The sequence below is a fragment of the uncultured Adlercreutzia sp. genome, assembly GCF_958431955.1.
In the GTDB taxonomy this organism is placed as follows: Bacteria; Actinomycetota; Coriobacteriia; order Coriobacteriales; family Eggerthellaceae; genus Adlercreutzia.
This window is the reverse complement of sequence record NZ_CAUASN010000029.1, coordinates 19,568-31,670: the sequence shown is the minus strand read 5'-3', so window position 1 is coordinate 31,670 and position 12,103 is coordinate 19,568. Positions and strand designations below refer to the sequence as shown.

Below are 12,103 nucleotides of genomic sequence, written 5' to 3'. Positions count from 1 at the left end.
GTGCTCAACGGCGAGCCCGTCGATGTAACGCTCTCATACGCCGGCCAGGAGGTCGCGGTGACGCGGGCCGGGGCCGTCGTGGAGGACGCGCCCCAGAAGGGCGTCATCGAAATCGTCAAAACCGACGAGGCCGACGGGCGCGCCGTGCCAGGCGCGGTCTACGAGGTGACGGCAGCCGCGGACATCGTGACCCCCGACGGCACGGTGCATGCGAGCTCCGGCGACGTGGTGGCCACCGTCACCACGGGCGATGACGGCAAGGCCGAGACGGATGAGCTGTACCTGGGCGATTACAACGTGCGTGAGACGGCCACGCCCGACGGCTGGGCCATCGACCACGAGACGCACATGGTCGAGCTCTCATACGCTGGCCAAGAGGTAAAGGTGACGCGTACCGTGCTCGAGACGGCCGACGCGCCCACCACGTTCATATTGCTCAAGAAGGCCGAGCTGATCGACGGCGAGCTTGTCGACTATGCAGGCTCGGAGTGGCACGTGTGGGCCGAGGACGCGGCGGGCGAGATAGCGTACGATGCCACGGCCACGACCGGCGAGGACGGCAGCTTCGTCCTCGAGCGCATCCCCCACGGCGACGGGCTCGCCTACTACTGCCAGGAAACCAAGACAGGCGATGACTACATCCTCGACCCGGAGGTTTACGAATTCTCCGTCGACGAGGAGGGCCTGATCGCAGGCGAGCCGGCCTACGTGTTCTTGAACACGAACTACCACAAGCGCATCATCGAGGCCCATAAAGTCGACCAGGACACAGGCGAGCCGGTTGGCAAGACCGGATTCGGGCTGTACCGCTGGATCGGGGAGGGGGAGCCCGACCCGACGTTCGGCGGCCGTCAGGGCTTCCATGGCGTGTTCGCGGATGATCCCGACGGCGAGGTGGACGGGAGCCTGTGGGAGATGGTCGCCGAGGGGACGACCGACGACATGGGCGCCGTCATCTTCGAGGGCCTGGAGTTCGGCTGGTACATGATGGTCGAGGCGGTGCCGAACCCCGATTACGCCGAGTGGTGGGAGTCGGCGGGATCCACCTGGGGACGCTACCTTTTCAAGGCCGACAAGGACAGCGACGTCCGGCAGACGCAGACGTACGGCAACATGGCCATATCGCTCGAATGCAACGTGAGCAAGGCGACCATCGACCGCACGAGCGCGGCGTTCCAGTCGGATGAGCGCGCACCCGTTCGCGTCGACAACGTGGGCAAGGAGCGCTACCGCTACGACGTCGCGTTCGACGCGGGTTCCACCAACGTGAGGGCAGACCAGTACGCGGTCGTCGATCCTTGCGAGTTCGTCAACCTGGGAATCAGGCTCGACACGCTGGTGACGCCTGCAGCCTATGGCGACACCGACGGGTTGGTCAACGTATGGTACCGGACGAACATGACCGATACGTCGGCCGTGTACTCGACCGCCAGCGCGACCGCCGGCAACCCCCCGAACCAGATGGCCGACGGAACCGACCGCATCGGCACGGTCGGGTGGCGCCTTTGGAGGGAGGGCGTCGCCGCCGGCGCCCGCACGCGCCTCGACGTCGACGGGCTCGGCCTCGCCGCCGGCGAATACGTCACGGGAATCATGCTCGAATACGGGTCGGTCGAGGTAGGGTTCCGCACGCTGCAGGACATGAGCTACCTGGTGTACGCAACGGAGCCCCTGGACAACAGCAACGGCGAGGTGGTCATCCCCAACAGCGTGACGAGCCATATCACCCGCAACTGGAGAGACGGGCAGGGGCTGTACGACGACGCGCATGACAACGTGATCACGCGGGTCATCGACACCTTCGGCTTCGCATCCTCCTATCACGGGTTCTCGACGGGCACGGCAGGCAACGGTGGCGCGCTCACCGCGACGGGCGACCGCGTCCCGGCCCTGGAGGGCGTGGCCATGCTCCTCGCCGCGGTGGCCGCCGTCCTGCTGGGCATCTGGGCCACGAGGCGCGAAGAAGGGGAGGGGGCATGAGGAGGGCCCTGGCCGAGCATGCAGAGGACATGCTCCGCTACATGCTGGACAACTCCGACGACGTGCGGAGGATCGTCGTCGGCCGGAAGAAGCTCGTGAGGGACCTGCAGATGAACCCGACAACGGTGTCCGTCGTCCTCGGCTACCTCAAAGAGCTCGGCCTGGTCGAGGTGAACGGCCGCTATGCGGAGAACGGCGCGCAGTTGGAGAACGGGTACACGGTGACCGAGGCAGGATGCGAGTTCGTCGCCGAATCCCCCAAGGCTAGGAGGTAGCGAATGGCATCGGAGGAAGAGGTCGTACGGTTCATCTTCAACGGTGCGAACGAGATGGCCGAGCTGATGTACCAGCTCATCAAGTGGGCCCTCGAGCGCCGCGAGAAGGGGAGGGACGACGGCCGGCGCGACCCCTCGAAGATCAGCGGCCGCATAGCCCCGGAGGACGCGGCGAGCTTCGCCGCCGACCTCGCCGCGGCGGGCATAGGGGCCGAGTACGTGGCGCAGGCCGACGGCGGCCTCGTCTACTCGTGCGACGCCAAGCACTTCGAGACGCTCAAGGCGCTCACCAAGGGCTACGCCGCGAAGTACGACGCCATGCACCCGGAATCCGTTGACAACGTCTACTACGAGACGCTGCGGGACTGGCGCGGCTGCTCGCTCAACGAGTGCTTCGAGGTGGCGTCCACCGTGGAGGTGGCCGCCGTGAACAAGATGCGCGCCGACCTCGCAGCCATGGGGGTCTACTTCGAGGTGGCCCGCCGCCCGGAGAACCTCGGCTACGTCGTCAAGTTCAACGCGAAGGACGCGAGCATGGTGGAGCGCGCCCTGTGCGAGCTCGACCAGGCGTACGGGCATCCCCAGAGCGCCCAGGACGTCGCGCGCGCCGTCGCGGGCTACCTCCCGTCTCCCGCCGAGGGCGTATGGAAACGGGAGGGAGCCCGCTCGACGCTCGAGGCGAGGAACGCCGGCCAGGACGAGGTGCTGGCCGCCGCCCACGTGTACCCGGAGAACGGGGGATGGCACGTTTACGGCGAGGCGGCGGGGGAGCGCTTCGGCGACGGCGTCTACGGCACCGAGCGCGAGGCCGTGCAGGCGGGCGAGCTGCTCGTGGAGCAGAGGGCCGCCGAGCTCGGCTCGAACGTCGAGATCCCGCGCCAGGGAGCTGCCGCGCGCGACCTCGACGGGCGCAAGGCGGGCGACTACACGCTGACCATGACCACGGTCGAGTGGGACCGGGCCGCGAACATCATGGGAGGCCCAATGGAGGAGGACGGCATCCCCTTCTCCCTGTCCTTCGACGAGGCGGCGGAAACCGCTTCGCTCACCTTCGCGTCCGAGCACGCCGCCGGCGTCAAGGCCATCGCAGACCGCTATATCAAATCGTCGAAGGAGAACCTCAAGGACTTCACCACTGCGCGCTTCGAGGATTGGGACGAGTTCTGCGAAGTCGCCGAGACGGGGATGGTGAGGGACGACGCCCTGCAGGCGATCAGGGCGGAGTGGATCGACGTCGGCGATGGCAGGTACAGCCTGGAGGCGTACGCGAACGCATGGGACGCCGAAGCCGTCGTCGGCGTGTCGGTGTACGCCAAGGCCGTCGTGGAATCCGACCCGTCCCTCGAGGGATGGGAGGTATGGGGGAACGCCGACGGGCCCAATTTCGGCGAGCGCGGATTCGATGACCTCGCAGAGGCCATGGAGTACGCGGAGTCCCTGGCGGCGGGGGAGCTCGCCGAGAGGGGCTACGAGGTCGCCGTGGGATCGCGTCCCGAAGCGCCCGCACAGGAGCGCGGCGAAGCCGCTCCCGAGCTCGACGCCCCAGCACGCCAGGAGCGAACCGTGGAGCAGGCGGACTACGTCGTCGAGCCGCGCGACGTCGGCCCGTCGGAAACGGTAGAGACGGTGGTCGCCGCCACCAAGTCGGCGGAAGTGGCCGACGATGCGGGCGAGGCGCACATCGGAAGCTCCTTGGAGGAGATGACGAACCCTGACGGGCTCGATCTGCCGAGCATCGAGCGGTTCGGCTCCGCCGAAAAGCTGGACGGCGCGAAGATCGGCGACGTCCTGCAGGCATGCTCCAAAGACGTGAAGATGATCAAGGCGCAGCTCGAGGCCAAGCGCCAGCAAGGCGTGGAACGCGGGGCGAAGGCGGCCGTGCAATCTAAGGGCGCGGCGCGCTGATGGCCAAGAACGGGAAAAACGGGGTGCCCGTCGCAACGACGGCGCGCAAGCGGGAGGCGAGCCAGGGGTTCATCGCCCTCATGGCCGGCATCTCCTTGGTCGCGTTCGTTGCGGTCAACCATGTGGCGGGCTACGTCATCCCCGTCGCCTCGTCGCGCGGGCCCGCGGCGGCGCTCACGAGCATCCCGGTAGCCCTGCTCGACTTCGCGCGGAGCCCTTGGGCGCTGAGCCTCGACCCGGCCGCCGTGGCCGTCGGGCTCGCGGGGCCGGCGGCCGTCGTTCTCGTGTACCTGCTCGGCGGCAAGAAGGCCGACAAGCCGACCATGGCGGGCATGGAGCACGGCACCGCGCGCTGGGGCGAGGAGGACGAGAAGGACAGGCACGCCGACACGGATAACCCGCTGAACAACATACCGCTCGCCCAGGGCGTCGAGCTCTGCCTCGACCCCGATGCGATAGGGACGCGCCGGAAGGGCTTCGTGGAGATCAACCGCAACGTGATGTGCTTCGGCCCGCCAGGCACGGGCAAGACGTTCTATCTGTTCGTCCCCGCGCTCCTGCGGTTCTGGCGGCCCACCGACCCGTCGAGCATCACGAGCGACACGAAGGGCACGACCGTGAAGCGGATGCTGCCGTACCTCATGAGGCACGACCGCGTGGTGAAGGTTCTCAACACCAAGGATCCGTCCAACAGCCACGGCTACAACCCGCTCAAGTACACGCGCAACGATTTGGAGGTGCTCATCGCCGTCGACACCATCATGGGCAACACCACAGGACGCAAGCCCGATGAGGGCGTCGACGGGGACTTCTGGGAGAAATCCGAGAAATCGGTGTTCGTGTCCATCATCGGAGGCTTGCGCGAGCTGAAGGAGATAGCTCCGGGGCTCGACGTCGAGGTGAACATACCGACGATGGCGGACATCCTGCTCACCGCCGAGGCTTCGAGCGACGACGAGGATCCGAACACGCCCACGACCATCGACCGTTTCTTCGCGCTGATCGAGCATCTGAAGCCGGACAGCTACGCCTGCCGCACCTACAAAGGCCTGAAGCTGGCCGGCAAGGGCCGGACGATGAACTCCATCCTGGTGTCGTGCGCGGTCAGGCTCATGCCCTTCAACCTCCCCGTCATCCGCGAGCTCATGTGGCGCGACGAGATGGAGATCGACCGCATACCCTTCGAGGGCACCAACTTGTTTGTCGTGGCCGACGATGCTGGCGGCCAGCTCGACTTCGTCTTGGCCATGTTCTACCAGCAGACGTTCCGCACCCTCTACAACATCGCCGACAACCTGCCGGGGGAGAGGTTCCCGGTCCCGGTCGTGTCGTTCATCGACGAGATGTTGAACATGGGCAACATACCCTACAAGGAGAGGATCCTCATGACCGCCCGCTCCAGGAACATGCCGATAGTGATGGGCCTTCAGAGCATGGATCTCGCGAAGGAGAAATGGGGCGAGAACATCTTGGGCGCGATCCTCGACGCCTGCGACACGATCGTCTACATGGGCGGCGGCCGCTCGAAGGAGAGCCGCGCGTACATCTCGGAGTCCCTGGGTACCCAGACGGTCTACGAGCACACGGTGAGCGAGACGGTGAGCGCCCGGATCATGGGCAGCAACGATTCCGCTCAGTCGTCGTACCAGTCGCTCGGCCGCCCGCTGCTCGACGAGGCCGAGGTCGACAAGATACCGCGGGAGCAGTGCATCGTCCACTTCTCGGGCGCCGCGCCCCTCATGGTGGGCAAGTACCGCACGCAGGACACGGACGAGTACAAGGACTCGCCCTTCGCGCCCGACCGAAGGGGCGAGGCCGTCACAGGGCCCTTCCCTTTGCAGGAGATGAGGGAGCACAACGCGAGGGTGCGGGCATCCCTTGCCGCTTGACGACATGGAAAGGCCCCGGTCCGTCTCCCACGGTCCGGGGCCGAGAAGCGATCACGGCCGCAACGAGGCGGCTTTGACCAAGGAAATGATATTCGAAAGGAACGGGACATGAAAGACCAAACATCGAAAACGGCCAAGAACAGGGCATCTGCGCTTGGGAAGGCGAAGGCGGCGGCGCTGTCGCTCTTCGGGGCCGGCGCCGTGTGCCTCGCGAGCGCGAGGCCCGCTTACGCCGTGGACGTCAACGGGCCAAGCTTCAACTACATGATCACCCAATACGTGGGGCCCGGCATGACGGTCATGGGCTTCGCGATCTTGGTGGTAGGGGGTTACAACTACTTCAACTACAAGGACGAGGAGGGGCCGAAGGCCAAGGCGGGCTTGGCCGGGATGGTTGGCGGCGGCATCATGGCGGCCATAGGCGGCGGCGCCGTCCTCATGCTCTCCATGAGCTGAGGCCGCAATGTCCTTCACCGTCCCCTACCACCTCGACCCGCTCGACTACGAGCGGAAGGCATTCGGGCCTTTCACGTCTCGCGAGCTCAAGTACGGCGGCATCGGCATCGTCCTCGCCGCAGTTGTCGGCGGCGCGCTCTGGTTCGCCCCTTTGAGCGTGCCCGAGCTCTTCCGCGTGATGCCCGCCATCGCGGTGGCGTTCCCCTTCTTTTACGTGGCCAACACCAAGGCCCCGCCCGGCTACGAGTCGCCGGAGGAGTACATGAGGGAGCGGCTCGCATCCGCGTTGAGCGGGGAGGACGTATACGTGTACGGCTGCGACGACGAGGACGAGTACGAGGTGATGGAAGATCCGCCGGCGAAGTCGCCCAGGGAGAGGAAGGAGTCTGCCAAGCATGAGAAGAAAGAGCGAGAGTACGTCCGCGGCAAAGCGCGAAGCGCACGATAGGGCGGATGCTGCCATGCCGGACGTCGCGGGCCTGACGGTGAAGCAGGCCGAGATGGCGCTCGCCGAGGCGCGCAACCGGGAGCGAGAGCGCCGCGAGTACGAGCGGCGCAAGGCGAAGGGCAAGCCCCTGTCGAAGATCACCCAGGATGCGATCCGCTACGAGAAGTGCTTCGAGAGCGGCGTCGTGAAGGTCGAGAAAGGGCTCTACTCGATAACATGCGACGTGGACAACATGGACTACCGCAACCTCGGCGAGAGCGAGAAGGAGGCGCTGTACGTCCGGCTCCTGCGGGTCTACAACCTGTTCGAGCCGACGACGCACCTGCAGTGGTCGGTCATCGTGCGCGTCGTCGGCCGCCGGTCGATCCTCGACGAGGTGCTCATATCCCACCAGCCGGACGGGCTCGACCGCCTGCGCGACGAGGTCAACGAGGTGCTCACCGACCGCGCGTCGAAGGGCAAGACGGACATAGAGACGCGCCTGCTGCTCACGATCTGCACCAAGGCCGACAACGAGGCCGAGGCCCAGAGCATCCTCGACGGCCTGGTCAAGGACATACGCCCCGACTTCGAGTCGATGGGATCCGGCCTGACGGTGCTGAGCGGCGCGGAATGGCTCGAGATAGTGGCCGGCGTGTTCTGGCCCTCCGACGTCCTCGTGTTCGACTGGGCAACGCTCGTCGACACCAAGACCGGCAAGGCCACGGGGCTCACCACCAAGGACGCCGTGGCCCCGATGTCCCTCGCGTTCGAGCCGCGCATCCTCAAGCCGCGCCCGAACGGCACCACCTCGGTCGTCAAGGACAGCGGGATCTACCGCTGCAACGATTTCTACGCCTCGACGCTGCTGCTGCGCAAGTCGCCCGGCATGATAGACGACAGGATGGTGAGCGTCATCACCTCGACGCCCATGGACATGATGTTCACCATCCACATGCAGCCCACGTCGGCCGAGAGCTCGCGCAAGGCGACCGACGCCTACATCGCCGCCGTCGAGGGCGACACGCACGACCGTGCCAAGGAGGCGCGTCGCGAGAACATGCCGGCGGGCGTCTACATGACCTCCAAGCACGTCGACCGCGCCCAGGACGCGGAGGAGCTCAAGAAAGAGGTGCAGTTCGGAGGCCACAAGCTCTTCTACACGACCATGAGCGCGCATGTGCGCGCCGAGACGCCCGACGACCTCAAGCTCGAGCAGATACCCAAGCTGCAGCGGGCCTGCGGGAGGTGGGGCGTGAGCGCGACGCCGCTGTCGGGGCGCGAGCGGCAGAAGGACGCCATGAACGCGACCCTTCCCATAGGCAAGAACTTCATCAACGCCCCGTCCACGATGACGACCGCCAACGTCGGCGCGCTCATCCCGTTCACGTCGCGCCGCTACCAGGATCCGGGCGGTATCTACTGGGGGGTCGACGCGGAGTCGGAGGACTTCATCATGCTCGACCGGACGGCGCTCGGCGCGCCGCACCAGATGGTGTTCGGGATCACGGGCTCGGGCAAGTCGTTCGGCCTGTGCCGGGAGAACCTGCAGATCCTGCTTCGACGCCCCCGTGCGAAGGTCTACATCGCGTCCCCCGGGCTCGCATACAAGCCGTTCGTTCAGCTCCTCGGCGGTAAATGGTTCGAGGTCGGCGCCGGCTCGAAGGACTACTTCAATGTCATGTCCATCAACATCGACCAGGTGGAGGACGTAGAGCAGGCCATCGCGGACAAGGCGGAGTACCTCATGGGCCAGGTGGAGTGCATGCTCTACAAGGGCGCGGTCATGGACGGCAAGGACACACGGGCTGCGAAGGAGGCGACGCTGCTCTATTCTTGCATCCAGGATTGCATACCGAAGGTCTACGGCCGCTACCTCGACACGCACCGGGCCGAGGACGTCCCCGTGCTCGCGCAGCTCGCCGATGAGCTGGGCGACATGAAAGTCCCCGTCGCGCGCGACGCCGCCCAGGCGCTCAGCCTCTTCACGACCACTACGGCAGTCGGCGGTCAGTTCAGCCAGCGCGACGGATCTCCCTTCGACGACGATGATTGCAGGCTGTTCGGCGTCGGGTTCCGCAACGCCGGCGACATCATCAAGGCCCCCGCATTGTTCGCCTTCACGGACATGTTCTGGAGGCAAGCCGTAATGAACAAGGTGAAGGGCTATGAAACGTGGGTGCTGTTCGACGAGTTCCAGACCTTCATGGACTGGCCGATCGCCGCGCAATATTTCTTGAAGGCGTGGATGGAAGGCCGCAAGTACGACCTGTACCAGACGGGCGCCACCCAGAACGTCTTGGCAGTGCTCGAGAACGCCAAGGCGTCCCGCGCCCTGGACAACTCCGGCGTCGTCACCATGTACAACATGGCCCACGACGACGCGAGGGAGCTCGCCGAGCGGCTTCACATGTCCGAGCGGCAGATGCGCTACACGGTCAACCCGCCCGAGGGCCACGGCGTCTTGTCGGTCATGGGGTCGGTCATGCCGTTCAAAGACTCTTGGCCCAAGGGCACCGAGACGTACAAGGTGTTCACTTCCAAACCCAAGGAAACCAAAGGGCGAGCGATGTAGGCCATGTACGTCAACATCGGACATAGCGAGGACGTCATCGCCGCCTGGCAGGACGACGCCAGGCCGGAGGACTCCGCGACGTTTGCGGGCGACGCGCCGCAGAGCAACGCGCGCAGCGCCGATGCGGCGGCGCTCGAGACATCGGGCATCAGCTTCGCGGCCGGCCCGGCCGCGCCGGCCGGCACGATGTTCGACTCCAGGCTGTCCCCCGCCCCTCCCGGCGCGGCGGCGAGGGCCGCCGGCGCGCTGCAAGGGGCCGGCGCGCAGGCGTCCGCCGTCCCGGCGAGCCTTGGCGCGGCAGGGGACACGGGCAGCGCCGCGCCGCGTCCGGCCGTACCCGCGCCGGCGGGCTTCGAGTCTGCGGGCGCGCCCTCGCCCGCCGCCGGGTCCCCGTCCCCTGGGAGCGCGGGGACCGCATCCGGGAGGGCTGCGGCCCCCGCCGCGCTCGGGATCGCCGGGACGGCGTGGGGCTACTTGGAGAGCACCGTGGACGACGGCCGCGACACGTCGTCGGAGGCCGGATCCGACATGTTGGTCGGAGGCGCTTCCACCGTCGCGCGCAGGGCCGCGAGGAGGCCGGGCCGGGCAGGATCGGGACAGGGCCCGGCCGGGCCCGCGGGCCGCGCCGGGCTGCCCGGCGATCCCGCGCGCCCGGCCGGCCGCGCGCCCGGCGGCCCGGGAGCTGCGGGCGTCCGCGGCGCCGGGTCTACGGCCGCCGCCGCGCGCTCCGCAGCGCCGGCCACGGCGTCCGGCGCTGCGTCGTCGGGAGCTGCGGCGGGCAAGGCCGCAGCCGGCGTCGGGCGCGCGGCGGCGGCGAACGCCGGCAAGGCCGCCGCGGTCGGGGCCGGCAAGGGGCTGGCCGCGGCCGCGGCCGCCGTCGGCGCGCCGACGGTCGCGCTCGCAATGGCCATGCTCGCGGCGCTCGCGCTCTGCGGGCTCGTCCTCTGCATGTGCGGCGCTGGCGCGTCCTCGACCCAGGCGAGGGCCGTCGGCCTGTCGGAGGAGGTGCAGGCGCTGAGGCCCTACGTGTCCTACTACATGCACCAGGAGGGCAAGGGGGAGTTCGTCGAGCTCGCGCTGGCGGTCTGCCAGCATGAGAGCGGCGGTGCCGGCTGGAAGATAGCCGACCACGACCCGTTCCAGTGCGCCGAGTCGACGGGGGCGTCCCGCCCGGGATTCCCCGATGCCGGCACTGTCGCCGACCCCGTGACGGGTGCGGACGGCGACGACTGGTGGTGCTCGGCCAGCGTCAAGCAGGGCTGCGCGTACCTGTCCGACAAGCTGCGGCTCTGGGGATGCGACGACCCTTGCGACCTCGAGGCGTTGAAGAACGTGCTGCAGACGTACAACTCGGGCCCTGGCTGGCATGCCTACGCGCTGTCCAACGGCGGCAGGTGGAGCGAGGATCTGGCGCGAAGCTACGGTATCGGCACGCCCAACTACCCCTTGCGCGTGCTGGAGCATTACGAGGTGTCCTACGGAGCGTCGGGCGACGGGGCGGCCGTGGCCGAATGGGTCAAGGCGCGCGAGAACAAGTGGCTGGTGTACTCCCAGGATGCGAGCCTGCGCGTGGATCCCGACAGGACGGGCGCCACCGACTGCTCGGGCATGTGCAGGGCGGCCTACCTAGCCGTCACCGGCATGGACATAGGCTGGTACACCGGCGACCAGTCGCTCGGAGGCAAGGAGATAGCCTCGGGGTCGAGAGGGCAGGGCGTCTCCGCCTCCCAGCTCGAGCCGGGCGACCTCGTGTTCTGCAACTTTAACGGGTACAACCCGACATGGGATCACGTCGAGATGTACGTGGGAGACGGGCAGCTGATGGGCATGGGCCACGCGCCCGGCCCCCATTACTCGGGGGATGTATCGAGCTATGTGGCGAACACTTACAACTGGCAGGTTAGGCGGTACTTATAGTGAAGATGAAGCACGACAACCTATGGAGGGCGAACCCCGACACGGCCGAGGAGATGGACGAGATCGAGCGCCGGCGGAAGCGGGCCATGCGCACGGCGATCACCCTCCTCGCCCTGGCCGTCGCCGTCAACGTCGCCGTCAACGAGTTCTCATGCGTCGGCCCGTCCCCTTCCAAGAGGGACGCCGCGCCCGCCGTCCAGCAATCCGCGCCGGACGACCGGGGGGGAGCGGGGCAGGCCGGCGCCGATGCGGACGGCGAGGAGCCCGCCTTGTCCTTGGACATCGCCCCCGATCAGGCCGAGGCAACGCGGGTCGACCAGGATGCGGTGCGCGCCGCGCTCGGGGCGTACTGCAAGGAGAAGGGCATCGAGGCGTCTCGCGCGTACGTTTCGGCCGTGCTCAGCTTCCCGTCGTCGACCGCCTCGTCCTACCTGGAGGTGGAGCTGCTGGATTCCGACGGCTCGAAAGCGGCCGACGTAGGCGTCGCCTACTCCCTGGACTACGGCACGTGCACGGTCGTCCCCTTGGAGTCTTTGACCGGAGGGTCTGAGAAGCCCGAGCGCATCGAGCGCGGGGGCGATGCTTTATGAGGCGCGCGCCGGCGTACGAGGGTGCCGTCGCTCCCGATCCCGTCATCAGCCATCTGTCCGCAACCGTAGATCGTGCAGCCCGGTGGAGG

The 12,103-nt window shown here is 67.4% G+C and carries 9 protein-coding genes; all 9 read left to right on the top strand.

Annotated features, from left to right (window positions below; translation table 11 throughout):
• Window positions 1-1,980 (top strand): collagen binding domain-containing protein (locus tag Q5064_RS08830; protein ID WP_227111541.1); only part of this gene is annotated, 1,980 nt, incomplete at its 5' end.
• Window positions 1,977-2,255 carry a protein kinase gene (locus Q5064_RS08825; RefSeq protein ID WP_009307248.1) on the top strand — a complete coding sequence of 93 codons (279 nt, stop codon included), beginning with the start codon at window positions 1,977-1,979 and terminating at the stop codon, window positions 2,253-2,255. The genes Q5064_RS08830 and Q5064_RS08825, both read left to right, overlap by 4 nt.
• A 3-nt stretch (window positions 2,256-2,258) precedes the next feature.
• Complete coding sequence (locus Q5064_RS08820) at window positions 2,259-4,160, top strand: hypothetical protein (RefSeq protein WP_015539644.1); 1,902 nt, start codon at window positions 2,259-2,261, stop codon at window positions 4,158-4,160.
• Window positions 4,160-6,049, top strand: coding sequence for a VirD4-like conjugal transfer protein, CD1115 family (locus Q5064_RS08815; RefSeq protein WP_015539643.1), 1,890 nt, complete (start codon window positions 4,160-4,162; stop codon window positions 6,047-6,049). Before Q5064_RS08820 ends, Q5064_RS08815 begins: the two co-directional genes overlap by 1 nt.
• Before the next feature lie 108 nt (window positions 6,050-6,157).
• Window positions 6,158-6,505: a hypothetical protein gene (locus Q5064_RS08810; protein ID WP_015539642.1), complete on the top strand. Its 348-nt coding sequence runs from the start codon at window positions 6,158-6,160 to the stop codon at window positions 6,503-6,505.
• A 7-nt stretch (window positions 6,506-6,512) separates the two neighbouring features.
• Window positions 6,513-6,953 carry a PrgI family protein gene (locus Q5064_RS08805; RefSeq protein ID WP_015539641.1) on the top strand — a complete coding sequence of 147 codons (441 nt, stop codon included), beginning with the start codon at window positions 6,513-6,515 and terminating at the stop codon, window positions 6,951-6,953.
• 13 nt (window positions 6,954-6,966) lie between these two features.
• Complete coding sequence (locus tag Q5064_RS08800) at window positions 6,967-9,507, top strand: VirB4-like conjugal transfer ATPase, CD1110 family (RefSeq protein ID WP_015539640.1); 2,541 nt, start codon at window positions 6,967-6,969, stop codon at window positions 9,505-9,507.
• Between the two features lie 3 nt (window positions 9,508-9,510).
• On the top strand, window positions 9,511-11,424 hold the full coding sequence (locus Q5064_RS08795; protein WP_114516675.1) for a lysozyme family protein: 1,914 nt from the start codon (window positions 9,511-9,513) through the stop codon (window positions 11,422-11,424).
• A 5-nt stretch (window positions 11,425-11,429) separates the two neighbouring features.
• On the top strand, window positions 11,430-12,014 hold the full coding sequence (locus tag Q5064_RS08790) for a hypothetical protein (protein ID WP_154270805.1): 585 nt from the start codon (window positions 11,430-11,432) through the stop codon (window positions 12,012-12,014).
• Window positions 12,015-12,103: the final 89 nt, after the last annotated feature.